This window comes from Rhizobium sp. PvP014 (assembly GCF_017876855.1).
GTDB classification, from domain to species: Bacteria; Pseudomonadota; Alphaproteobacteria; order Rhizobiales; family Rhizobiaceae; genus Neorhizobium; species Neorhizobium soli.
On sequence record NZ_JAGIOT010000001.1, the window covers coordinates 444,988 to 468,638 of the forward strand.

A 23,651-nucleotide genomic window follows, 5' to 3' on the forward strand; every position below is an offset into this window, starting at 1 on the left:
TCGACCACGCGATGCATTTTTTCGGAGCTTCCGATGCCCTGTCTGCTTGGGATCGACAATGGCCTCACCGTCACCAAGGCGGTTGTCTTCGATGAGACGGGTGCCGTCCTGTCGGTGGCGCGGCGACGTATTCCCCAGATCATGACAAAAGCCCGCCATGTCGAGCGCGATATGGCAGGCCTCTGGGCGGCAACCGCCGAGGCCATTTCGGACGCGATTGCCGAAAGCGGCCGGCCGGCATCCGAGATCGCAGCGGTGGCCGCAACCGCTCATGGCGACGGGCTCTACCTTCTGGACCGCGACGGCAATCCGCTCGGCCACGGCATCCTGTCTCTCGACAGCCGCGCCGGCGACATCGTTGCCCACTGGGATGGCGATGGCACGGCAGAGGCGGCGCTGGCCTTGAGCGGCCAGCGGCCGCATGCATCCGCGCCGGCATCACTTCTGGCCCATATCCGAGAGCATGAACCTGAGCGGTTTGGTGCCATCGGAACGGCGTTTGCCTGCAAGGACTGGCTGCGTTACTGCCTGACCGGCACGATCGGCACGGACCTGACGGAAGCCAGCACTTCCTTCACCGAAGTAGCGTCGCAGGCCTACGCGCCTGACATCCTCGAGCTCTACGGCCTCGGCGCGCTTTCCGGCGCTCTGCCGGAAGTGGCGCTGCCGGATGCGGTGATCGGTGGCGTGACACCGCAGGCAGCGGCTTTGACCGGGCTTGTCGCCGGAACGCCTGTTGTCGCCGGCCTGCATGATGTCACGGCCTCGTCGCTCGGCATCGGCGGTTATGGCGTGGGTCAGGTGGCAGTGGTGGCCGGCACCTATTCCATCAACGAGACTGTCTCGACGCGCCCCGTGGTCGATGCCCGCTGGTTCTGCCGAAACGGGTTGAGGTTCGGCGAGTGGAACAATATGGCGATTTCGCCGGCGTCTGCGGCAAACTATGACTGGTTCCTCGACCGCCTGTGTAAATCCGACCAGAAGGCGGCAGAGGTCGAGGGTGCTTCCATCCATGAGCGTCTCGGCCGCGAAATCGGTGAAGCAATCGAGCGTCCCTCGACGGTGCTGTTTCACCCCTACCTGTTCGGCTCTCCGCATGGATCGACGGCCAGCGCCGGATTCCTCGGCCTGCGCGGTTGGCACGGCCGGGCCGACATGCTGCGGGCGGTGATCGAGGGTATTGCCTTCAACCATCGGGTTCATGTGGGCGACCTACGCCAGGGTTTTGAGATGAAGACGGCAAAGCTGACGGGCGGCATCTCCCGCAATCCGCTTTTCGCGCAGTTGTTTGCCGATGTGCTTGGGATGACGGTGACCGTCACGGACACCGAAGAGGCCGCAGCCTGGGGAGCCGCACTCTGTGCTGGCTCCGGTATCGGGCTTTTTTCCTCCCCGACGGATGATCCGCGCGATCTGGCCTCCATCGGCCACGACTACCATCCCGACCCTGTACGGCAAAAGGCGCTCGACGAGCGGTATGGCCTGCATAGCGATCTGGCGAAGGCGCTTGCGCCGCTCTGGCCCCGTATCGAAGCCTTCAGTTCGGAGGGCGCGGAATGACCGCTGATACCCGCCGCGAGGCCATCGCCGCTTATGTGATTGAGCGCGGCGAAGCCCGTATCGACGATCTCGTGACCGAATTCGGCGTCTCGCGCATGACGATCCATCGGCACGTGGAGGACTTGGCAAGGCAGGGCGTGTTGCGCAAGCTGCATGGTGCCGTCAGCGCCCAGCCGTCAGGCGTCTATGAAAGCCTGTTCAGCTTCCGCAAGACCCGCTCGCTTGCCGCCAAGGCGGCGCTGGCCAGGGCTGCGGTTGGCGAGATCGAGCCGGGGAGCGTGATCCTCATCGATGATTCCACCACCGTCAACGCGCTCGCGCAACATATCACGGAGGTGAGGCCGCTCACCGTCGTCACAAACAGCCTTGATCTTTCGGAACGGCTGAGCGGGGTTGATGAGGTGAAGCTGATTTGTCTCGGTGGCGAATATCACCCGACCTATCACGCCTTTATCGGCCATCTCTGCGAAAGCGCCTTGTCGCGCCTGCGCGTCAATCTCTTGATCTGCTCGGCGTCGGCGATCAGCGGCACCTCTGCAATGATCCAGGATCCGCTCGTCGTGCGCGTCAAGCAGGCGATGATGGCTTCCGCCGTGCGCAAGGTTCTGATGGTGGATTCGGAGAAATTCGACCGGGTGGCGCTGCACCTTTTTGCCGATCTCAAAGAGTTCGACGTGGTTTACGTCGATGATCGCCTTCCCGTAAAAACAGCCGATGCCCTACGGGCGGCCGGTGTTAGCCTCAAGCTGGTGACGGAAAATGACTGATATTGAAGACGTGGACGTTCTGATCCTTGGCGCTGGCATCAATGGAGCCGGGGTGTTTCGCGATCTCTGCGAGCAGGGGCTGACCTGCGTCATCTCCGACAAGGCCGATTTCGGTTCCGGCACCTCGGCGGCCCCTTCGCGCCTCATCCATGGCGGCATCAAATATCTTGAGACGGGCGAGTTTCGCCTTGTCGCGCAGTCGACGCTGGAGCGCAATCTTCTCCTCAAGAACGCGCCGCATTGCGTCAGCCGCCTGCCGACGGTGATCCCCATCTTCTCCTGGCTCAAAGGAATTCCGGCAGCACTTCGCACGCTCTTCGGCTCTACAACGGCGCCGCGAAGCCGTGGCGCGGTGCTAATGAAGATTGGTCTCGCGCTTTACGATTTCTATGGCTCGCGTCATCGCATGATGCCGCGCCATTCGCTGTGGAGCAAGGCGCGGGCACTCGCCACCATTCCGGCGCTCACGCCGCGCATTGTGGCGGCCGGCCTCTATTACGACGCCAAGATCAGTCATCCGGAACGGCTGGTGCTGGAACTCGTCGAGGATGGCCTGCGAGCAAGTGCTTCGTCGCGTGCCCTCAATTATACGCGGATCGGGGGCAGGGACGGGCAGGCCGTTGTGTTGGTCGATGAGGACGGGAACGAGCAGCGTATTCGCCCACGCCTCGTCATCAATGCCGCCGGCCCCTGGATCGACCGGGTCAATGAAGATCTGGGTGTAACCTCCCGCCTGATCGGCGGCACCAAGGGGTCCCACATTCTTCTCGATCATCCGGATCTTATCGAAACGCTCGGCGGGCGGATGATCTATTTCGAGGCGGATGATGGGCGCATCTGCCTCGTGTTCGATTATCTCGGTAAGGCGCTGGTCGGCTCGACAGATATTCGCGACGACGACCCGGATCAGGTCACCTGCAGCGATGCCGAGATCGATTACCTGCTGCAGAGCCTCAGCGGCCTGTTGCCGGGTCTTTCCTTCGACCGCAGACAGATCGTCTATACCTATGCCGGCATCCGCCCGCTCCCGGCCTCCGATAGCACGGCCCCCGGCCTCATCAGCCGCGATCATTCGGCACCGGTCATCGAGCCGGAGGGGGAGAGACCGTGGCCGATTGTCTCGCTCGTCGGCGGCAAGTGGACGACATTTCGCGGCTTTGCCGAGGAAGTGACCGACATGGTTCTGGTCCGGCTTCAGCAGACGCGCCGCATCAGCACGCAAAGCTTGGCGATTGGAGGAGGACGCGGTTTTCCGCGCGAGAACGAGCGGGTCAAGTGGCTGGACATGGCCTGCTCAAGGACCGGCGTGGATCAGGCTCGCGCCGACACGCTGCTATCGCGTTATGGCACGACGGCGCTTGCCATTCTGGAAGCCGAAGGGAATACGCCCACCATGCTGGCGGATGCACCGGATTATTCATTTGATGAATTGGCCTGGATTACGGGCCATGAGCAGGTGGCGCATCTGGACGATCTTGTGCTGCGCCGCACGGCGCTTGCCATCACCGGCCGCCTCAGCGGACGCGATCTAGATGCCATGGCAGATCGCATGGCGGCGCAGAAAGACTGGAACCCGGAGCGTCTTGCGGTGGAACTTCGCGCCACCAAGGCAAGACTTGCCGCGCGTCACGGGTTTTCGTTTGCTTGAGCAGCTCGGCGACTCCGCCGGCCGCACTTGCCTCAAACCGGTATATTCAAGACCAGCCGAATACGTTTCGTTCCGAGACGGCACCGATGGGTTGTTTTGTTTCCAACCGCGTCAGGCGGCAATACAACGAAAACCCAGTACTCTCTCTTTTATCCAGAATAACACGTCCTGCGCGTATTTATTTAGGTATTCAGAAGCGCTTTTTCCTCAAACCGATTGCCGCGTTTTTTGTATCCATCGCGGTCATGGGATTGATGCAGATTTTGGTATGAACTCAATCTGTTAGACTGCAAGCCTACGAGAGTTTCTAAGTTCGCTTTTAGGGACTTGCATATGGATAAGCTCCAGTCTGTTAGCCTGCGCCGAGGGAAAGCAGACTAAATTTTCGATGGAGGCTCCTGTCCGGAGCAGGGTCACCAAGCCGCGCGCGATCAACCGGGCTTCCCTCCAAAGCATCTTCCTAGTGTCTAAGAGGAGATAGCGCCGAAAAGCTTGGTCCTTGCCCGATGTCCCAACACTCCAACTAGACACATGGCCTAAGAATTGCGTGTGACCGGGAGATAGTGAGCCGGGAGACGTCATTGGCAGTTTACGCGCCCATCCAATGCATCGTGATTGCGCTGAGCTGCATCGGAATGAGAGCGATCAGCGCATTTTCGCGCCATGATAGGACCAAAGCACTTGTGTTGCCGGTCACTGCCGTACGCGATCTCGAAGTAAGGCAAACCCTGATCGTCGTGAGCAACACGAGTGCGTCTTTGCACCGGGGAAGGGGGGCTGCGTCAAGCGTGGGTCGCTTGCATCTCGCATGCCATTGCTCTGTTGCCCCGGCATGAGCAGATCAAAAATCACCACCGACCTGACGATCCTGGTCATCGACGAGAACGCCATCCGGGGTTCGATCATCGAAGAGGGTTTGAACGAGGCGGGGCACCTGAATGTCAGGGTCATCCATGAGATGCAGGGCGTGGCGCGGCTGATCGAGACGATGGATCCGGATGTCATCATCATTGATATCGAAAATCCAAATCGTGACATGATGGAGCACATGTTCCAGCTCACCCGCATGATTTCGCGGCCAATTGCCATGTTCGTGGACAGATCCGATACGGCGGCGATCGAGGCTGCTGTTGATGCCGGGGTTTCCGCCTATGTGGTCGACGGGCTGAAGAAGGAGAGGATCAAGCCGATCCTCGATATGGCGGTGAGCCGCTTCAATGCCTTCAGCCGGTTGCAGCGCGAACTCGCCGAGGCACGCAGTGCGCTTGAAGAGCGCAAGGTCATCGAGCGGGCCAAGGGCATTTTGATGAAGATGCGGGGGATGAGCGAAGAACAGGCATACGCGCTCTTACGCCAGACGGCGATGAACGAGAAGAAGAAGCTGGCAGACATCGCGCAAAGCGTCGTCACGGCTGCAGGAATGCTGCTTTGAGCGCGGCATCGATTGGAGAATGCTGGTGAGTGATCGTGTTTCCACGCAATCTGGCGACAGCGCCGTCAAAGCGCCGTCACGTGTCCGCGGCAAGGAGCAGAGGCTTCTGCGCGCGGGATACATCCCTTTGATGGATGCCGCGATCCTGATCGTTGCAGCCGAGCTCGGCTTTGCGGAGAAAGAGGGACTGCGTCTAGAACTGGTACGGGATGTCACCTGGGCCAATCTGCGGGACCGGCTGGCGTTTCGTCAGTTCGACATTGCCCATATGCTGTCGCCGATGCCGGTCGCCTCCATGCTGGGGCTGGGATCCAATCCTTCGCCGACGATCACACCCTTTTCGCTTGGCCTCGGCGGCAATGCCATCACGCTGTCGGCGCGGATCTTCGAGCGGATGAAGTCGTTGACGGGGCTTGCTGATGATGCGGGCGCGCTTGCCAATGCGAAGGCTCTCGCGGCTCTACTCGCCGACATGCGCGCCCGCGGCGAAGCCATGCCGACGCTTGGCATGACCTATCCGTTTTCCTCGCACAATTACGAGTTCCGCTACTGGCTGGCAGCTGGCGGCATCAATCCGGACCGCGACGTCAAGCTGGTCGTAGTGCCGCCGCCGCTGACATCCGATGCGCTTTCGGCAGGCGCGATCGATGGATTTTGCGTCGGTGCGCCCTGGAACATGATCGCCTCTGAACGCGGGACTGGCAGGATCGTCGCGGCCAAGCAGGACATATGGCCTCTGGCGCCGGAGAAAGTGTTGGGCATGCGGCCGGAATGGGCTGAGACCAATGCCGATACGGTGTCGCGCCTCATCGTTGCGCTCGACAGGGCAGCGCGGTGGTGCGACGACGCCCAGAATCACAACGAACTCGCAGAGATCCTCAGCGCCCCCGATTATATCGCGGCGCCGACGAGCATTATCCGCAGTGTCCTCAGCGGCGAATTCAGTCTGGATGCGCAGGGCACGACGCGGGTCGTTCCCGACTACTTTCTCTACCACGGCAAGGCGGCAAACTATCCGCGGCCGGACCAGGCAAGCTGGATCTACAGCCAGATGATCCGCTGGGGGCAGGCTGATTTCAGCGAAGAAGGCATGGCACGGGTCACGAGCGCCTTCCGGCCCGACCTCTACGAGATGGCGCTGGGTGCAAACGCGGCCACCCCGGATGAGCCGGGCGAACGAAGTGCATCGGGATATGATGGCTTCATGGACGGGGAGATTTTCGACCCTCGTGATGTGCAGGCCTATGCGGAGCATTTTGCGGTTCGCTCGACGTCATCAGGCGACGACGTGACCGAAGCGTAATCGCGCGCGGTGCGCAAAGCTGAGGCATCTGCATCGAAAGTCAGGCTTCATAACGTGCAGCGCCGCTTGCCCTGCAATCGGCTACGCGTTCGGCAACTGTCCGTAAATGCAAACTAATCGTTCCCGTTGATGGCCTTATTTCGATCTGGCACGATGTTTGCTTGTATCTAACTGTCCGCGGTCAATGGCGATCGCAGGACAGATGAGCGCCCGATCAGGCGCAAATACCCATCCGACACCGACGTCGCATGCTCCCTTGCCGTCCGGCGCTTATCGCCCGGACCCGGCAGACGGGCACGCGGCGTTTTTTTGTTTCCGGATCTCCGTCACACCAGAGGGGCACAACGCTATGACGAAGACTACAGGAATGAACATCAACCGCCGGCAGATCCTGAAGATCAGTTCTGCCGTTGCTCTGGCAAGTGCTGTGCGCGCCGCATTTCCGTCCGGCGCCTTCGCCGCCTCGGCAGGTCCGGAAGTCAGCGGCCTCAAGATCGGCTACATCGCGCTGACCGACGCCGCGCCGCTGATCATTGCACAGGAAAAGGGCCTGTTTGCCAAGCATGGCCTGCCGGATGTGGAAGTGCTCAAACAGGCATCCTGGGGCGCGACGCGCGACAATCTCGTGCTCGGCGGTGCCGCCAACGGCATCGACGGTGCGCATATCCTCACCCCGTTGCCCTATCTCATGTCCACCGGCAAGGTGACCCAGAACAACGTACCGGTGCCAATGTCGATCGTTGCCCGCCTCAACCTCGACAGCCAAGGCATTTCGGTTGCCAAGGAATATGCCGGGACCGGGGTCCAGCTCGATGCTTCCAAGCTGCGGGAGGCGTTTGCCGCCAAGAAGGCTGCCGGCAGCGAGATCAAGGTCGCCATGACATTTCCCGGAGGCACCCATGATCTCTGGATCCGCTACTGGCTTGCCGCCGGCGGCATCGATCCGGACAAGGACGTGTCGACGATCGTGGTGCCGCCGCCGCAGATGGTGGCGAACATGAAGGTCGGCAACATGGACGCCTTCTGCGTCGGCGAGCCTTGGAACGAGCAGCTCGTCAACCAGGGTATCGGCTTCACTGCCTGCACCACCGGCGAGATGTGGAAAGGTCATCCGGAAAAGGCGCTCGGGCTTCGCTCCGACTGGATCGAGAAGAACCCGAATGCCGCGCGTGCGCTGATGATGGCCGTCATGGAAGCCCAGATGTGGGCCGACAGCATGGACAACAAGGAAGAGATGGCCGCCATTCTTGGTAAGCGCCAGTGGTTCAACGTGCCGCCGAAGGATGTCGCCGGACGCCTCAAGGGCACCATCAACTACGGCAACGGGCGCCTCGTCGAGAACACCGGGCTGGAGATGAAGTTCTGGAAGGACCATGCCTCCTATCCGTTCAAGAGCCACGACGCCTGGTTCCTCACCGAGAACGTCCGCTGGGGCAAGTTCGCACCCGACACCGACATCAAGGCGCTGGTCGACAAGGTCAACCGCGAAGACATCTGGCGCGCGGCAGCAGCAGATCTGGGCATCGCTGCCGCCGACGTTCCGGCGTCGAGCTCGCGTGGAAAAGAGACCTTCTTCGACGGCAAGGTCTTCGATCCGGAAAACCCGAAGGCCTATCTCGAGAGCCTGACGATCAAGGCAAGTGCCTGAAGCAGCGGCCCCTCACGCGGCAGCGGATGAGGGGCCTGTCTTGTCCAGAACGAACATCACTTGAAGGGATCACCATGACTGCAACAGCCCGCAAGTCAGACCAGGCGACAACGCCAGAAACGCCGGCGGCGTCGGAGAAAAGCGCGACCGTTGTCATGATGGTCCAGCCCCCAGCCCGCAAGCTCAACATCCGGCATGCCGCCACTGCCGTCTGTCGCAACGTACTGCCGCCGCTGGTGGTGCTGATCGCGCTCCTCGCCATCTGGCAGATCGCCTGCTCCGGTGCTGGCGCTACTTTGCCACCGCCATCGCAGGTCTGGATCGACAGCTATGACCTGATCGCCCATCCGTTCTTCGATTTCGGGCCGCAGGACATAGGTCTTGCCTGGCGCGTGCTGATCTCGCTTCAGCGTGTCGCGATCGGCTTCGGGCTTGCAGCGGTGGTCGGCGTCTTCCTCGGCGCCCTTGTCGGGCAGTCGGTCTGGGCCATGCGGGGTCTCGACCCGATCTTCCAGATCCTGCGGACGGTGCCACCGCTTGCTTGGCTGCCGCTCTCGCTCGCCGCCTTCCAGAATTCCAATCCATCGGCGATCTTCGTGATCTTCATCACCTCGATCTGGCCTGTCATCATCAACACCGCCGTCGGCGTGCGCAACATTCCGGATGACTATCGCAACATCGCCCGGGTGCTGCGCCTCAATCAGCTCGAGTTCTTCATCCGCATCATGGTGCCGGCGGCAGCCCCTTACATCTTCACCGGCCTTCGCATCGGCATCGGCTTGTCGTGGCTTGCCATCGTTGCCGCGGAAATGCTGACCGGCGGCGTCGGCATCGGCTTCTTCATCTGGGATGCGTGGAATTCCTCGCGCCTCACCGATATCATCGTGGCGCTCGCCTATATCGGCGTGACCGGCTTCGTCCTCGACAAGCTGGTGGGCCTGCTCGGCTCGATCGTCACCCGCGGCACCGCCAGGAATTGAGGAGACGGCCATGAGCGCCTACCTGAAAATCGATCACGTCGACAAGAACTTCGAACGCGCCGGCACAAAAACAGAGGTGCTGAAGGACATCTCGCTCACCATCGACAAGGGCGAGTTCGTCTCCATCATCGGTCACTCCGGTTGTGGCAAGTCGACCCTGCTGAACCTGATCGCCGGCTTGACGCGGGTTTCCGCCGGTGCCGTCCTGCTCGAAAACGTAGAGGTCAATGCGCCGGGCCCGGAACGCGCCGTCGTTTTCCAGAACCATTCGCTGCTGCCGTGGCTGACCGTCTACGAAAACGTCAATCTTGCGGTCTCCAAGGTCTTTGCCGGCAGGAAGACGCGGGCCGAAAAGCATGACTGGGTGATGCGCAACCTGGACCTCGTCCAGATGGCGCATGCCAAGGACAAGCGCCCTTCCGAAATTTCCGGCGGTATGAAGCAGCGCGTCGGGATTGCTCGCGCGCTCGCCATGGAACCGAAGATCCTCCTGCTCGACGAACCTTTCGGTGCGCTCGATGCGCTTACCCGCGCCCATCTGCAGGATGCGGTGATGGAGATCCATTCCCGCCTTGGCAACACGATGATCATGATCACCCATGACGTCGACGAGGCCGTGCTGCTCTCCGACCGCATTGTCATGATGACCAACGGCCCGGCCGCCCGCATCGGTGAAGTGCTTGACGTGCCAATCCCGCGGGTACGCGACCGCATCGCGCTCGCGGCCGACCGAACCTACCTCAAGTCCCGCGAAGCTGTACTGAAGTTCCTCTACGAACGTCACCGCTTCGTCGAAGCTGCGGAGTAACCGACATGACGGAAAAGCTCGTTATCATCGGCAACGGCATGGCGCCCGGTCGCATGCTGGAAGAACTGTTCGAAAGGGCCCCCGGTCGTTTCGACGTGACCATCTTTAACGCCGAACCGCGCGTCAACTATGACCGCATCATGCTCTCGCCGGTGCTTTCGGGCGAGAAGTGCTACGACGACATCGTCATCCACAATGACCATTGGTACGCCAGCCATGGCGTGACACTGCACAAGGGTGCAAGGGTCACTGAGATCGACCGCCAGGCGAAGACGGTCACCTCGGCCAACGGCATCACCGCAGCCTATGACAAGCTTGTCATCGCCACCGGTTCTCTCCCGTTCATCATCCCGGTTCCGGGTCACCAATTGCCCGGCGTTCTCGCCTACCGCGATCTCGCCGATGTCGAGAAGATGGTCGAGATTGCGGGCGCCAAGGGCCGCGCCATCGTCATCGGCGCCGGGCTGCTGGGCTTGGAGGCTGCTTACGGGCTGAAGCGGCAGGGCATGGAGGTGACCGTCATTCACCTCAACCCGACCATCATGGACCGTCAGCTCGATCCGCCGGCCGCCTATCTGCTCGAAAAGGCACTGACCGAACGCGGCATCGACATCATCACCAAGGCCAATACCAAGCGGATCCTCGGCACCGACAAGGTGGAGGGTATCGAACTGGACGACGGCCGCGTCATCACCGGCGCTATGGTGATCATGGCCGTCGGCATCCGCCCGGCCTCGAGCCTTGCCAAGGATGCCGGCATCGCCGTCAACCGCGGCATCGTCGTCGACGACGGGATGATGACCTCTGACCCCAATGTCTTTTCGCTTGGCGAATGCGCCGAACACCGCGGGATCTGCTACGGGCTCGTTGCGCCCCTTTATGAGGCCGCAAGGGTTCTTGCTGATCGCCTCATCGGCGGTACCAGCGAATATCATGGCTCTGTAGTCAACACGAAGCTCAAGGTCACCGGCATCAACCTGTTTTCGGCAGGCGATTTTGCCGAAGCGCCGGACCGCGAGGAAATCGTGCTGCGCGATGCGTCCGCCGGCATCTACAAGCGGCTGGTCCTGAAGGACAATCGCATCATCGGCGCGGTACTCTACGGCGAGACGGCGGATGGCTCTTGGTTCTTCGACCTGATGAAACGCGGGACCGATATCTCGCAAATGCGCGACACCCTGATATTCGGCCAGTCCTACCAGGGAGCGTCTCCGCCGGACCCTATGGCGGCCGTTGCAGCCTTGCCGGATGATGCGGAAATCTGCGGCTGCAACGGCGTTTGCAAGGGCAAGATCACCACGACCATCACCGGCAAGGGTCTGACCTCGCTGGATGACGTCCGCGCCCATACGAAGGCATCCGCATCCTGCGGTTCCTGCACCGGCCTCGTCGAGCAGCTGATGGCGCTGACGCTGGGCGATGCTTACAACCCGGCCGCCGTCACGCCGATGTGCACCTGCACCGAGCTTGGCCACGACGACGTCCGCCGCCTAATCAAGGCCAAGGGTCTGAAGACCATTCGCGCTGTGATGCAGGAACTGCAATGGAAGACCTCCTGCGGCTGCGCCAAGTGCCGTCCGGCCCTCAACTACTACCTCGTCTGCGACTGGCCGGACGAATATGCCGACGACTACCAGTCGCGCTATATCAACGAGCGTGTGCATGCCAACATCCAGAAGGATGGCACCTATTCGGTCGTGCCGCGCATGTGGGGCGGCGTCACCAATGCGGCGGAACTTCGCGCCATCGCCGATGTCGTCGACAAGTTCGAAATACCGATGGTGAAGGTGACCGGCGGCCAGCGCATCGATTTGCTCGGCATCGAGAAGGAAGATCTGCCGGCCGTCTGGGCCGACCTCGGCAAGGCCGGATTCATCTCGGGTCAGGCCTATGCCAAAGGCTTGCGCACGGTAAAAACCTGCGTCGGTTCCGACTGGTGCCGCTTCGGCACGCAGGATTCGACGGGGTTCGGCATTCGCGTCGAGAAGTTCATGTGGGGCTCGTGGACGCCGGCCAAACTGAAGCTTGCCGTCTCCGGCTGTCCGCGCAACTGCGCCGAGGCCACCTGCAAGGATATCGGCGTGATCTGCGTGGACAGCGGTTTCGAGATCCATTTCGCCGGTGCCGCCGGTCTCGATATCAAGGGCACGGATGTTTTGGGTTTGGTGAAAACCGAGGATGAGGCGCTGGAGCATATCGTGGCGCTCACCCAGATGTATCGCGAGCAGGGCCGTTACCTTGAGCGCATCTACAAATGGGCCAAACGCATTGGCCATGACGAGATCCGCCGCCAGATCATGGGCGATCCCGAAAAACGCCGTGCCTACTACGACCGCTTCGTCTTCTCCCAGACATTCGCCCAGGTCGACCCCTGGTCGGAGCGTGTCTCGGGCAAGGACAAGCACGAGTTCAAGCCCATGGCGACCATCAGCTACAACCAGGCAGCGGAGTGAGGCCATGAACAGCAACTGGATGACGATCGGTCGAATCGACGACATTCCGCTGCGCGGGGCGCGTTGCGTAAAGACGCCGCAGGGCAAGGTTGCCGTGTTTCGCACGGCCGAAAACGAGGTCTTTGCAATCGAGGACCGTTGCCCGCACAAGGGCGGTCCGCTCTCCCAGGGCATCGTCCATGGCAAGGCCGTGACCTGCCCCTTGCACAACTGGGTGATCTCGCTTGAGAGCGGCCGCGCACTCGGCGCCGACGAAGGCTCCGTCGCGACACTGCCGCTGCGCAACACGGACGGCGAATTGTCCATCCTCCTGGAGAGACGGCTGGAAGCGGCCGAGTGAACACCCCCATCCCGCATATTCCCAAGGAGGCAATGATGCTGTCAAAATCAGACGTGACCGAGATGATCTACGAGAAGAAGCGGCAGGCCGGCCTGAGCTGGGCCTCGATCGCCGAAGGGATCGGCATGAGCGAGGTATTTGTTACCTCGGCCTGCCTTGGAATGAATGCGCTGCCACGCGTGAAGGCCGATCTTCTGGTGCGCGATCTCGGTCTGCCCCAGGAATGTGCTGTCGTCCTGGCGGAGTTCCCGACCAAGGTCTGGGGTCGCGATATCCCCACCGATCCCTGCATCTACCGGCTCTACGAGATCGTTGGAGTTTACGGCGAGACCCTGAAAGAGCTCATCCAGGAGAAATGCGGTAACGGCATCATGAGCGCCATCGATTTTGACATGGTGGTGGAGAAGGTTGCCAATCCGAAGGGCGACCGCATTGAGATTCGCATGAGCGGAAAATATCTCGGTTACAATAGTTGGTGAGATGCGGGAAGCCACCATGTCCGGTGTAACCAAGACGACCTGCCCCTATTGCGGTGTCGGCTGCGGCGTGATCGCCGCAGTCGACGACGAGGGCAAGATCAGCGTGGCGGGCGATCCTGACCATCCCGCCAATTACGGAAGGCTTTGTTCGAAAGGCTCGGCGCTGGCCGAAACGCTGGATATGGACGGTCGCGCACTTTACCCTCAAGTGCATGGCGAAAGAGCCGGCTGGGACGAAGCGCTCCATCTCGTTGCCGCAAACTTCCAGCGGACAATTTCCGAGCACGGGCCGGATGCCGTCGCCTTCTATGTTTCCGGGCAGATGCTGACCGAAGACTATTATGTCGCTAACAAGCTGATGAAGGGGTTTATCGGCTCCGCCAACATAGACACCAACTCACGCCTGTGCATGGCTTCGTCCGTTGCCGGTCATCGCCGCGCCTTCGGCGCCGATACCGTCCCGGCCTGCTATGAGGACCTGGAGCTGGCGGATCTGGTGGTCCTGGTCGGCTCGAACATGGCCTGGTGCCATCCTGTCCTTTACCAGCGTCTGGCGGCGGCCAAGGCTGCCCGGCCTTCCATGAAGGTGGTGGTGATCGACCCGCGCAAAACCGCGACCAGCGACATCGCCGATCTGCATCTGACCGTGGCCGCCGATGGCGATATAGCCCTGTTCAACGGCCTTCTCACCTATCTGTCCGAGACCGGAGCGGTGGACGAAAACTACGTGTCGAGGCACACATCCGGGTTCCCCGAAGCGTTGATGGCGGCATCGCAGACAAGCATGCCAGACCTATCCGAGGCGACCGGCGTGTCCGGCATGCTCATCCGTCAGTTCTACCGTCTCTTCGGACAAACCGAGAAGGTCGTCACCTGCTACAGCCAGGGCGTCAACCAGTCTGCCGTCGGCACGGACAAGGTGAACGCCATCGTCAACTGCCATCTCGCGACCGGCCGGATCGGTCGGCCCGGAATGGGACCCTTTTCACTGACAGGCCAGCCGAACGCCATGGGCGGGCGCGAAGTCGGCGGTCTCGCCAACATGCTCGCAGCCCATATGGCGATCGAGAACCCGGTGCACCGGGATCGGGTGCAACGCTTCTGGAATTCACCCACCATCGCCGACACACCCGGCCTGAAGGCCGTCGACATGTTCGAGGCGGTGGCGGACGGACGGATCAAGGCGATCTGGATCATGTCGACCAACCCGGTTGTCTCCATGCCCGAGGCCGATGCGGTCAAGGCGGCCCTCAAGGCATGCCCCTTCGTGGTGGTCTCGGACATCCAGCAGGATACCGATACGGCCCGTCTCGCCCATGTCCTGCTTCCGGCCACCGGCTGGGGCGAAAAATCCGGCACGGTGACGAATTCTGAGCGTCGGATCTCCCGGCAGAGACCGTTCCTATCTGAGCCGGGCGAGGCCCGCGCCGACTGGTGGCAGATGGCTGAGGTGGCTAAGCGTATGGGGTTCGGCCCGGCTTTCGATTACGGCGCTCCGGGCGAGATCTTCGCCGAGCATGCAGCCCTGTCCGCCTTCGAGAACGAGGGCGAGCGCGATTTTGATATTGGCGCCCATGCCGCGATCAGCCACAGCGCCTATGACGACCTCCATCCGTTCCAGTGGCCGTCGCGCGGTGACGGATCAACTCTTGCTCGTTTCTTCGGCGATGGTGGTTTCTTCACCGCCGATCGAAGGGCCCGCTTTGTGCCGGTCGCGACGCCTGCGCTGGAAAAGACGGACGGCCGCTTTCCCTTCACCCTCAATACGGGCCGGATCCGCGATCACTGGCATACGATGACGCGGACGGGAAAGAGTGCCCGGCTCTCCGCCCATATCGCGGAGCCCTTCTGCGAGATCCATCCGGCGGACGCGGCGAACGTCAGTATCGGCGATGCCGACCTCGTGCATGTCGAAGGCGAAAACGGCAGGTCGATCATCGTGCGCGCCCTGTTGACCGAACGGCAGATGCGGGGTTCAGTCTTCGTTCCCATGCACTGGACCGGCGAGACGGCGCCGAGTGCCCGCGTCGATACGCTTGTCCCCTCCCGCGTCGATCCGGTGTCCGGCCAGCCTGCCTTGAAGATGGCGCGCGTTTCCGTTGCCCGCCACGAGGCGCAGGCGCATGGCTTCCTGGTGACGGCGAAGCGTCCGCTCGATCTCCCGTTTGCCTATTGGGCGATCGCGAGAACCGAAGGTGGTTACCGACTGGAATTTGCAGGCGACCCGCCCGCCGATGGCTGGGAGGAATGGTTGCGGCACAGTTTGCGGCTCGACGAGCGCCAGGACTTCTCCGGCTACCTCGACCGGCAGGCCGGGGATCACCGCCTGCTCGGCTTTGACGGAGAGCATCTCCTGGCAGCCTTGTTCGTGTCACGTGAACCAGTCAGCGTGTCGCGGCAATGGGCGGTCGAGCAGCTGAAGGAGCGGCATCTGGACAGCCGCACCCGTTCCATGCTCATAGCCGGCCGTCCGGCAGCGGGGCGACCGGACAAGGGCGCGATCGTCTGCTCTTGTTTTTCGGTCGGTATCAATGAGATTAGTGCCGCCGCCCATCGCGGTTGCCGTTCTGTGGAAGCCGTCGGCCTAGTCTTGAATGCCGGAACCAATTGCGGCTCCTGCCGCCCCGAAATCAGGAGGATCCTGGATGCGACGCAAACCCTTGCAGCAGAGTGACGGAAACGAACGCATCGCAGCACTCGCGAAGCTGCCGGTCTTCTGGAGCCTTACGGGCAAGCGGGCGGTCATGGCGGGCGGATCGGACGGCGCCGCCTGGAAGGCAGAGCTTCTGCAAGCCTGCGGTGCTGAGGTGGAGCTTTACTGCGAAACCGCCGAGCTTGGCGACACGATGAAGGCGCTGGTCGAGCGGACCGGGCTGACGCATCATGACCATCCCTGGCATTGCGGTATTTTCGCCAGGGCATCGCTGGCGCTCGCCGACTGCGAGACCGAAGCCGAGGCGCAGGCCTTCTACTGTGCGGCGCGCGCGGCTGGCATCCCCGTCAATGTGATCGACAAGCCTGCCTATTGCCAGTTCCAGTTCGGCTCGATCGTCAACCGGTCGCCAGTGATCGTGTCGATCTCGACGGATGGAGCGGCACCGATCCTGGCCCAGGCAATCCGCCAGCGGATCGAAACACTGCTGCCGCCGGCGCTGAAGCAATGGGCAGGCCTTGCCCAGTCGGTGCGGGAGGCGGTCAACCGCCGGCTTTCGCCAGGTCCGGCAAGACGCCTTTTCTGGGAGCGTTTCGTTGCCCGAAGCCTCTCGACCAACGAGCCACCAGCGCAAGATACTGCGGACCGGTTGCTCGCCACCGCCGAGCAGATCGCTTCGGTTCCGAGTTTGGGATCGGTGACCCTGGTCGGTGCGGGGCCGGGAGATGCCGAACTGCTCACGCTCAAGGCCATGCGGGCGCTGCAGGCCGCCGATGTCATCCTGTTCGATGATCTTGTCTCGCCGGAGGTGCTGGAACTGGCGAGGCGTGAGGCAAAGCGGTTCCTCGTCGGCAAGAGAGGCGGACGGGAGAGCTGTCGCCAGGATGACATCAACGACATGATGGTGCGGTTCGCAAAGGACGGCAAACGCGTTGTCCGGCTTAAATCCGGGGATCCGATGATCTTCGGGCGGGCAGGCGAAGAAATCGCCCGTCTGCAAAGCGAGGGCATCGCCGTGGACGTGGTACCGGGCATCACCGCAGCGTCGGCCATGGCTGCGTCGCTGAAGACATCGCTCACCAACCGCGACCACGCCCAGCAGGTCCGCTTCGTCACGGCCCATTCGCGGGATCATGAACTGCCCCAGACCGTCGACTGGGCCTCGCTCGCCAAACCCAACCAGACCTCCGTGTTCTACATGGGCGGACGCATGGCAGGCCAGATCGAGCAGCGCCTGATGGACAATGGCATGACAGCTGACACGCCCGTCGTCGTTGTCTCCTCCGTCAGCCGCCCGCACGAACAGCGCTGGTCTGGCCCGCTCGCAAGCCTCGGCGATGCCATGCGCACGATCGGCGTCGAGGAGCCTGTGCTGATCGGGGTCGGAGATGTGTTCGGCGCGGTCGCCGGAGAACACGGTCAAAGTTTCGACCAGGAAGGCAGGAGCATCGGGTTGGAAGCGTTTGAGCGATGCTGAGCGACGTCGCTGGGAGGGAGCGGCAAACAAAGGATAGGCCCTGAATGCGCCGAGACTTGCAAAAGTTGCTACATTCTACTTCCGTGCGCCACGTGGCAGTAACTTCAATGGCCTGCCGCGACGCCGGCCGGTGTCGTTCGTCCTTGCAACCAACGCAGTGTGTGAAAACTGACGCACGATCGGATTTGGCTTGACCTAGCTCCGCGCTCTGATGCGATCTCGACGAAGACTTACGTTCGGCACGGATCTCTCTTAAATAGTGCGTCGATCTGAGGCGCGTTTTGAGAAAACGATTGCCAGAGGAGCACGGCCAGAACGAACATCACATTCCAGGCAATCACCACGTCCGAGAGGAAGTGGCCTCCGAACATCACTCGGTTGAATGAGAAGGCTGCCGCGACAATGCCGACCGCTGCGAGATAAGTTGTCCGGTGTCTGAGGGTGACGAACACGACAAGTGTGAGCAGCGCAAAGGCGCTTGCGGCCTCTCCCGAGATGAAGGAGCAATTCCTGACGCATTGGTCGGTGAGCTGCCACGGAGGGGTAAAGATCGCACTGCCGCCGAATTCGTCGAGTGCTCTTGGACGCGCTCTCCCGACCAGCATCTTGATGACTTGAACGCCCAGCCCCGGACCTGCTGCAAAGAACGTCAGCACGAATAACAACTTATGCGGTGCGGCTGAGTATTTCGGGTTCCTGAGGAAAGGACTTGCAAGCAAAAGCACGATTGCAAACCCGATCACGACCCAAGGCAGAAGCCTGTTGAGGTCACGAAACGCAATGAGGAAACTGTTTTCCTCGAAAGCGAAGCCCGCGATGGGATCCCAGAAATAACGACTGACGATCAGGTCGATTTCCGGCACAGTCGCAAAAATCAGCGATACAAAACCCAGAAGCATAAGCGCCTCTGGAAACAAACGGTGTGCTTCGTCTTCAACGGTCTTCGGATTTGCTTTCTGAGCGTGGTTGAGATCAGTTACGTCCATGGGTGGTTCCTCTGTGAGGACCACGTTCTCTCGCCGGATTATCAAGATTTGACCGAGAACCGGAGAAGAGCATGTCAAAGTCAGAGAGTTTGACGATGATCTCATCGCTCGTGCTGGTCGTCGAGGACGACCAAGAGATTGCTTCCCTTATTGAAAAATATCTCGCAAGAGCCGGCTACAGGACGGTAAAGGCTTCGACAGGCCTTACGGCTCTCACCCATGTCCAGAGATTGCAGCCCGACCTGATCCTGCTCGATATCGGCCTGCCTGACATCGATGGCTTCGATCTTCTGGCGAGGGTCCGGGCAAATTCGAGCGTGCCGGTCATCTTCCTGTCGGCGATGGATGACAGTACCGACAAGTTGCTCGGCCTGAAGCTCGGCGCCGATGACTATGTCACCAAACCGTTCAACCCGCAGGAAGTCGTGGCGCGGGTGGGCGCTGTCCTCAAGCGCACCAGAGGCGTTGGCGCTCATGAGGTTGTCCGGCACGACGGGGTCGAGGTTCAGCTGGAGTCCCACATCGCGATTGCATCGACGGACAAAGGCCGGGTCGAACTGCCGCTGACCGCAACGGAGTTTCGCCTTCTCGTATGTTTCGTCCGGTCGCCGTTCAAGACCTTCGAAAGAGCATCCTTGCTGGATGCGTGCATGCCCGAAAGCGATGCGCTCGATCGAACCGTCGATACGCATATCGCCAACCTCAGGCGAAAGCTGGCGAGTTGCGGCCTGGACGGCTTTATCGTTGCCGTGCGCGGGATAGGCTATCGTTTCGCGAGGTCGACAGGTGTCTAGACCGGCTCTATCAACACTGACGGCGGCTCTGGTTTCCGTCATTCAACTCATGACCATCGCGCTCCTCTATATCCTGACCGACTGGTATATCGATCATGCCGAATTATCGGCACTGGACGCGCTGCCCCCCGATGCGAAACGTGCCTGGGTCAGCATCAACAATGGCGAGATCCCCGCACCGAGCGATCTCGCGGCACTCGCGCCGCTCTATCCGACACTGGAAGAGGCGACCGAGGCGTCCCCTGTCGAGGGTGTTTTAGGTTTCGGATTTCTGCTGATCGTGTTTACCAGCGGCATTGGCGTCGTCCTGGCCTACCGGCTCGTCGCGCCGCTCACCCGCCTGACGGCCGCAGCCGAAAAGATCCGGCAGGGCGATTTTCAGGTCACGGTCGAACCGGGCGCAACCAAGGAAGTCGAAACGCTTGCGATCACCATCAATCGCATGGCGAGCGAGTTGCTTGCATTGGAGACCCGCCTGAAATTCAACACGCGCGCGGTGGCCCACGAACTGCGCACACCACTGACGGTGCTGCAGGGCAATCTGCAAGGCATGACTGACGGCGTCATTCCCGCCAGCGAAGACCAGTTGCGTGCGCTCTTGGCGCAGACACGGGGCATGTCGCGGCTGGTGGACCAGCTGAACACGCTCTCACTGGCAGGCACGATCGACTTTGTGACCGCGACCACGGCGACCGACCTGGCCTTGCATGCTTCGGAGACGGTGACCCTGTTCCAGATCTCCGCAGGCGGTGATGTCAATTTCCGAACCTACCTTGCGCCCGCACCGGCAATGATCGATCCGGACCGTTTCCGCCAGGCTATCCTCGCTCTTCTGGAAAACGCACGGCGATACGCGGGCGATTTCGGGCCGATCGATGTTCACACTGGGGTGGATGACACGGGGCGGTCGTTCATTTCTGTCCAGGACAAGGGTCCAGGACTACCAGACTATGCGCAGCACTCCTCTTTCGACATGTTCTGGAGAAGCGAGAGGCTCAGCGGTCGTGGCACGAGCGGCTCAGGGCTTGGTCTGACGATCGTCAAAGCGATTGCGGAAGGCCACAATGCCAGCTTGGAGGTCGGAAACAATCCTGACGGTGGCGCATACGCCAAGGTTACATTTGAGGTCGCGTAGACCTAAGCGATCCCGAGGACGCTCCAACTGAAATGGAGGCGAACAGCGCCTGCCTGTCGCACCGGGTAAGAATCTACCGCTCCTGACCGACAGCGGAAATGCCTCCGCCTTGCGCGTCAAATTCGGTCGTCAAGCACTGCATCGCTCAGTTCATTCAGCGGGCCTAGCTTCGTGGTGTCGTCACGTCGTCGGTGTGCGTCGTCCATCCTGTTGAACGCAGCTTCCGGGATGGGCCCGCTGTTCGCACAATCCCGTATTCGCTACTTCCCTGAAATAGGAGTGGAGCGTCGTCTGAAGCGGTCATAGCGCTCCATCAGGGACAAATTCCACGCAAGTGGCAATGACGAGGAGACGTTTCATGGCTGGAAGCGGCAAAGCAACGGGTGCTGTCCTGATCGGCCTGGCGCACGCTCATGCCGAAGCGCCACCGGTCGACGTGATCATCGTAGGAGGCGGGTCCGCCGGAGCGGTGCTTGCGACGCGCCTCAGCGCCGATCCTCATCGCACCATACTGTTGCTGGAAGCGGGGCCTGATTTCGCGCCGAGCGCCTATCCGCAGAGCCTGACCGATGCCGGCACTGTGGGGACTCCGGATTTCGATTGGCACTATCACAGCGACGACACGACAAAGCTCGGCCATGACATTCCATTGCCGCGGGGCAGGGTCGTCGGTGGCAGTTCCGCCGTCAATGGCACGGTCGCCATGCGGGCACGGCCGTCCGACTTCGCACGCTGGGCGGCGCGCGGGATCGAAGGTTGGTCCTGGAACGATGTGTCGGCCGCTTACAAGGCTTTGGAAAACACCCCGACCGGCGACGATACCCTGCATGGTCGATCCGGCCCCTTTCCGGTCCGGCAGCGAACCCTCGAGGAACTGACCGCGTCCTCTCGCGGCTTCGTTCACGCCGCGTGGGCCTTGGGTCTGGCTGACGTTTCGGATTTTAACAGCGCGGCTGCGGACGGGGCAGGGGCCTATCCGCTCAACGTCGTCGACGAGAGGAGGATGAATACCGGCATCGTCTATCTCACCGAGGAGGTTCGCGCCCGCCCGAACCTCACCATCCGCGGCGAGACAGAAGTGGATCACGTTGTCTTCAGCGGCAATCGGGCCACCGGCGTCCGGCTGGTGACGGGAGAGGTTTTGACCGGCGGCGAGATCATCCTGTCGGGCGGGGCGTTCGGAAGCCCGGCCATGCTGCTGCGCTCCGGCATCGGGCCTGCCGGCGATCTCCGCGCGCTGGAGATCCCTGTTCTGGCGGATCTGCCGGTCGGATCCCGTCTCCAGGACCATCCGTTCTTTTACAACGTCTACGCACTGAAGGCCTCCGACAGGGCCATGAGCCCCGCAGCCGGTGCGCTTGTCTGGACTGGCTCATCGTCCGCAACCGGCGGCGATCTCGACCTCCAGGTATCCGCGACCCACTTCATCGACCCGAAGGCGAGCCCGACGGGCGGCGCGATCGTTCTCGCGGCTGCGGTGACGCTGCCAAAGTCGGTCGGCAGCTTCCGCCTGGCCTCGCGAGACCCGCGCGTTGCGCCCCGCATCCACTACAATTTCTTCGACGACCCGAGCGATCTCGACAGGATGGTGGAGGCGGTCAAGCTGTCCCGCGAAATCGGCAGAACCGAGCCTTTCGTGGGCATGGTCGATCACGAGATGGCCCCGGGGGACGGCGTGCACAGCGACGCGGACCTGCGCGCCAATATCATCGCCAACATCGCGGCTTACCAGCATCCGACCTCGACGGTTCCGATGGGGACAGACACCGACGAGACCGCCGTCGTCGATGCCTTCGGGCGCGTGCGCGGCACCGAGAACCTCCGCGTCGTCGACGCCTCCATCCTGCCAGACATCCCATCGGTTCCGACCAACGTCACCACCATCATGGTCGCCGAGCGGATCGCCGCGCGCATCCTCGCCTAATCGATCGGACCGAACGGTCAAGCCGACGGTCTCGCCCATCATCGCCCACATACGAAGGAGCATTCTCATGACATCTCTTATAGGCAAGGTGGCGCTGATCACCGGAGCATCGCGCGGCATCGGCCGGGCGATCGGTGAACGGCTCGGCCGCGAGGGCGCAACGGTCGCGATCAATTATCGCAGCCGTCCGGAGGAAGCGGCGGAAGCGGTGCGGGCCGTCGAGGAGGCCGGCGGCGTGGCGCATCCCTTCCAGGCCGATGTGGCCGTTATGGCGGACATCCGCCGGCTGTTTGACGAGGTCGATACGGCCTTCGGCAGCCTCGACATCGTCGTTGCCAATGCCGGGCTGCCGTTCATTGGCGTGCCGGTCGTCGACGTCCGGGAAGTGGATTTTGACCGAATTTTTGGTCTCAATGCCAAGGGCTCGTTCTTCGTGCTCCAGGAGGCGGCCAAGCGGGTGCGGGACGGCGGAAGGATTATCGACATCTCGACCTCGACCACCGCGTTCACGGCACAGGGCATGGGCCTGCACGCGGCCTCGAAGGCCGGGTCGAAGCTGATCGTCGAGGTCCTGGCGATCGAACTCGGCCACCGCGGCATTACCGTCAACTCGGTCATGCCGGGCGCCACAAACACCGAATTCATCAAGGATGCGCCGCAGGAAGAGCGTGACCGGATTGCGGCCGGGTCGCCACTCGGACGCCTTGGCGAACCCGACGAGATCGCCGATGTCGTCGCCTTCCTTGCTTCCGACCAGGCACGCTGGCTGACAGGGCAGCATGTTCTGGCCGACGGTGGAGCACGGGTATGAGCAAGAGCTATTTCGCCGTCTATACCGCGACCCTTGCCGCAAGCCCGGAACGGATCTGGTCCGTCGTTCGCGATTTCGCAGCGGTCGCCTCGTGGAACCCGATTGCCCGTGAAAGCCGTCAGGTCGCCGACGGAGAACGGGAGCTGGTCACGACCGACGGGACGACCGTCCGCGAGCTGCTGATATCCAGTGATGACGGGGCGCGTCATCTCACCTACCAGATGGTGACGTTTCCGATCCCGGTCAGCGCCCAGACGAACCAGATCCTGGTTCGTCCCGGCGAGAGCGCAGATGAAGCCAGCATCCGCTTCGAGGCGTCGTTCGTCCCGGTGGATGGGATCGATTCGGAGGTGGTGATGGGGATCAACCTCTCGGCGTTTGCGGCGGCATCTAGAGGGCTGGCCGATTATCTCGGGGTTGCGCTTGTCAGGGCGTCTCTCTAATGCTGGTCGT

19 protein-coding genes are annotated in these 23,651 nt (G+C 61.8%); 18 read left to right on the forward strand and 1 reads right to left on the reverse strand.

Annotated features, from left to right (window positions below; genetic code table 11):
- Positions 1-33 precede the first annotated feature (33 nt).
- The 13 genes from J3A65_RS02075 (at position 34) to cysG (ending at position 17,548) form a co-directional block, all read left to right on the forward strand.
- The gene (locus J3A65_RS02075; protein WP_209898992.1) at positions 34-1,560 is read left to right on the forward strand and encodes an FGGY-family carbohydrate kinase; all 1,527 of its coding nucleotides are present in this window, start codon (positions 34-36) and stop codon (positions 1,558-1,560) included.
- Positions 1,557-2,327 carry a DeoR/GlpR family DNA-binding transcription regulator gene (locus J3A65_RS02080; RefSeq protein ID WP_209898995.1) on the forward strand — a complete coding sequence of 257 codons (771 nt, stop codon included), beginning with the start codon at positions 1,557-1,559 and terminating at the stop codon, positions 2,325-2,327. Before J3A65_RS02075 ends, J3A65_RS02080 begins: the two co-directional genes overlap by 4 nt.
- Positions 2,320-3,975 carry a glycerol-3-phosphate dehydrogenase/oxidase gene (locus J3A65_RS02085; protein ID WP_209898998.1) on the forward strand — a complete coding sequence of 552 codons (1,656 nt, stop codon included), beginning with the start codon at positions 2,320-2,322 and terminating at the stop codon, positions 3,973-3,975. Before J3A65_RS02080 ends, J3A65_RS02085 begins: the two co-directional genes overlap by 8 nt.
- Positions 3,976-4,807: 832 nt before the next feature.
- Positions 4,808-5,407 (forward strand): ANTAR domain-containing response regulator, encoded by a 600-nt coding sequence (locus J3A65_RS02090; RefSeq protein WP_092663353.1) that lies wholly within the window; start codon positions 4,808-4,810, stop codon positions 5,405-5,407.
- Between the two features lie 25 nt (positions 5,408-5,432).
- Positions 5,433-6,710, forward strand: coding sequence for a CmpA/NrtA family ABC transporter substrate-binding protein (locus J3A65_RS02095; RefSeq protein ID WP_348635232.1), 1,278 nt, complete (start codon positions 5,433-5,435; stop codon positions 6,708-6,710).
- 349 nt (positions 6,711-7,059) lie between these two features.
- On the forward strand, positions 7,060-8,358 hold the full coding sequence (locus tag J3A65_RS02100; protein ID WP_209899004.1) for a CmpA/NrtA family ABC transporter substrate-binding protein: 1,299 nt from the start codon (positions 7,060-7,062) through the stop codon (positions 8,356-8,358).
- Between the two features lie 74 nt (positions 8,359-8,432).
- Positions 8,433-9,338 carry a nitrate ABC transporter permease gene (ntrB, locus tag J3A65_RS02105; RefSeq protein ID WP_192079055.1) on the forward strand — a complete coding sequence of 302 codons (906 nt, stop codon included), beginning with the start codon at positions 8,433-8,435 and terminating at the stop codon, positions 9,336-9,338.
- 10 nt (positions 9,339-9,348) lie between these two features.
- On the forward strand, positions 9,349-10,146 hold the full coding sequence (locus tag J3A65_RS02110; RefSeq protein ID WP_209899008.1) for an ABC transporter ATP-binding protein: 798 nt from the start codon (positions 9,349-9,351) through the stop codon (positions 10,144-10,146).
- A gap of 5 nt (positions 10,147-10,151) precedes the next feature.
- Positions 10,152-12,599, forward strand: coding sequence for a nitrite reductase large subunit NirB (nirB, locus tag J3A65_RS02115; RefSeq protein ID WP_209899011.1), 2,448 nt, complete (start codon positions 10,152-10,154; stop codon positions 12,597-12,599).
- 4 nt (positions 12,600-12,603) lie between these two features.
- On the forward strand, positions 12,604-12,939 hold the full coding sequence (gene nirD, locus J3A65_RS02120) for a nitrite reductase small subunit NirD (protein ID WP_062463257.1): 336 nt from the start codon (positions 12,604-12,606) through the stop codon (positions 12,937-12,939).
- Positions 12,936-13,418, forward strand: coding sequence for a cyanase (cynS, locus tag J3A65_RS02125; RefSeq protein WP_348635233.1), 483 nt, complete (start codon positions 12,936-12,938; stop codon positions 13,416-13,418). The genes nirD and cynS overlap by 4 nt, the downstream gene beginning before the upstream one ends.
- 16 nt (positions 13,419-13,434) lie before the next feature.
- The gene (locus J3A65_RS02130; protein WP_209899014.1) at positions 13,435-16,092 is read left to right on the forward strand and encodes a nitrate reductase; all 2,658 of its coding nucleotides are present in this window, start codon (positions 13,435-13,437) and stop codon (positions 16,090-16,092) included.
- Positions 16,064-17,548 (forward strand): siroheme synthase CysG, encoded by a 1,485-nt coding sequence (gene cysG, locus J3A65_RS02135; RefSeq protein ID WP_209899017.1) that lies wholly within the window; start codon positions 16,064-16,066, stop codon positions 17,546-17,548. Before J3A65_RS02130 ends, cysG begins: the two co-directional genes overlap by 29 nt.
- Positions 17,549-17,778: 230 nt before the next feature.
- Here cysG and J3A65_RS02140 read toward each other — a convergent pair whose 3' ends face one another.
- Positions 17,779-18,534, reverse strand: coding sequence for a phosphatase PAP2 family protein (locus J3A65_RS02140; RefSeq protein WP_209899020.1), 756 nt, complete (start codon positions 18,532-18,534; stop codon positions 17,779-17,781).
- A 95-nt stretch (positions 18,535-18,629) separates the two neighbouring features.
- Between J3A65_RS02140 and J3A65_RS02145 the strand changes: the two genes are divergently transcribed.
- The 5 genes from J3A65_RS02145 to J3A65_RS02165 all read left to right on the forward strand — a co-directional run bounded on the left by J3A65_RS02145 (position 18,630) and on the right by J3A65_RS02165 (position 23,641).
- A complete protein-coding gene (locus tag J3A65_RS02145) occupies positions 18,630-19,328 on the forward strand; it encodes a response regulator transcription factor (protein WP_062578313.1) in 699 nt (232 codons plus the stop codon).
- A 49-nt stretch (positions 19,329-19,377) separates the two neighbouring features.
- Positions 19,378-20,463, forward strand: a complete 1,086-nt coding sequence (locus tag J3A65_RS02150) for a HAMP domain-containing sensor histidine kinase (RefSeq protein WP_209899022.1) — start codon at positions 19,378-19,380, stop codon at positions 20,461-20,463.
- A gap of 358 nt (positions 20,464-20,821) precedes the next feature.
- On the forward strand, positions 20,822-22,387 hold the full coding sequence (locus tag J3A65_RS02155) for a GMC oxidoreductase (RefSeq protein ID WP_209899025.1): 1,566 nt from the start codon (positions 20,822-20,824) through the stop codon (positions 22,385-22,387).
- Positions 22,388-22,454: 67 nt separating this feature from the next.
- Positions 22,455-23,198 (forward strand): SDR family oxidoreductase, encoded by a 744-nt coding sequence (locus J3A65_RS02160; RefSeq protein ID WP_209899028.1) that lies wholly within the window; start codon positions 22,455-22,457, stop codon positions 23,196-23,198.
- Positions 23,195-23,641: an SRPBCC family protein gene (locus J3A65_RS02165; RefSeq protein ID WP_209899031.1), complete on the forward strand. Its 447-nt coding sequence runs from the start codon at positions 23,195-23,197 to the stop codon at positions 23,639-23,641. The genes J3A65_RS02160 and J3A65_RS02165 overlap by 4 nt, the downstream gene beginning before the upstream one ends.
- Positions 23,642-23,651: the final 10 nt, after the last annotated feature.

Bases quoted from the DNA above. Each gene is read 5' to 3' on its own strand.
- J3A65_RS02090 (WP_092663353.1), top strand. From the start codon at position 4,808: ATGAGCAGATCAAAAATCACCACCGACCTGACGATCCTGGTCATCGAC.
- J3A65_RS02110 (WP_209899008.1), top strand. From the start codon at position 9,349: ATGAGCGCCTACCTGAAAATCGATCACGTCGACAAGAACTTCGAACGC.
- J3A65_RS02080 (WP_209898995.1), top strand. From the start codon at position 1,557: ATGACCGCTGATACCCGCCGCGAGGCCATCGCCGCTTATGTGATTGAG.
- J3A65_RS02155 (WP_209899025.1), top strand. From the start codon at position 20,822: ATGGCTGGAAGCGGCAAAGCAACGGGTGCTGTCCTGATCGGCCTGGCG.
- J3A65_RS02075 (WP_209898992.1), top strand. From the start codon at position 34: ATGCCCTGTCTGCTTGGGATCGACAATGGCCTCACCGTCACCAAGGCG.
- J3A65_RS02140 (WP_209899020.1), bottom strand. From the start codon at position 18,534: ATGGACGTAACTGATCTCAACCACGCTCAGAAAGCAAATCCGAAGACC.
- J3A65_RS02150 (WP_209899022.1), top strand. From the start codon at position 19,378: ATGACCATCGCGCTCCTCTATATCCTGACCGACTGGTATATCGATCAT.
- J3A65_RS02165 (WP_209899031.1), top strand. From the start codon at position 23,195: ATGAGCAAGAGCTATTTCGCCGTCTATACCGCGACCCTTGCCGCAAGC.
- J3A65_RS02085 (WP_209898998.1), top strand. From the start codon at position 2,320: ATGACTGATATTGAAGACGTGGACGTTCTGATCCTTGGCGCTGGCATC.
- ntrB (WP_192079055.1), top strand. From the start codon at position 8,433: ATGACTGCAACAGCCCGCAAGTCAGACCAGGCGACAACGCCAGAAACG.
- J3A65_RS02130 (WP_209899014.1), top strand. From the start codon at position 13,435: ATGTCCGGTGTAACCAAGACGACCTGCCCCTATTGCGGTGTCGGCTGC.
- J3A65_RS02160 (WP_209899028.1), top strand. From the start codon at position 22,455: ATGACATCTCTTATAGGCAAGGTGGCGCTGATCACCGGAGCATCGCGC.
- cysG (WP_209899017.1), top strand. From the start codon at position 16,064: ATGCGACGCAAACCCTTGCAGCAGAGTGACGGAAACGAACGCATCGCA.
- nirB (WP_209899011.1), top strand. From the start codon at position 10,152: ATGACGGAAAAGCTCGTTATCATCGGCAACGGCATGGCGCCCGGTCGC.
- J3A65_RS02100 (WP_209899004.1), top strand. From the start codon at position 7,060: ATGACGAAGACTACAGGAATGAACATCAACCGCCGGCAGATCCTGAAG.
- nirD (WP_062463257.1), top strand. From the start codon at position 12,604: ATGAACAGCAACTGGATGACGATCGGTCGAATCGACGACATTCCGCTG.
- J3A65_RS02145 (WP_062578313.1), top strand. From the start codon at position 18,630: ATGATCTCATCGCTCGTGCTGGTCGTCGAGGACGACCAAGAGATTGCT.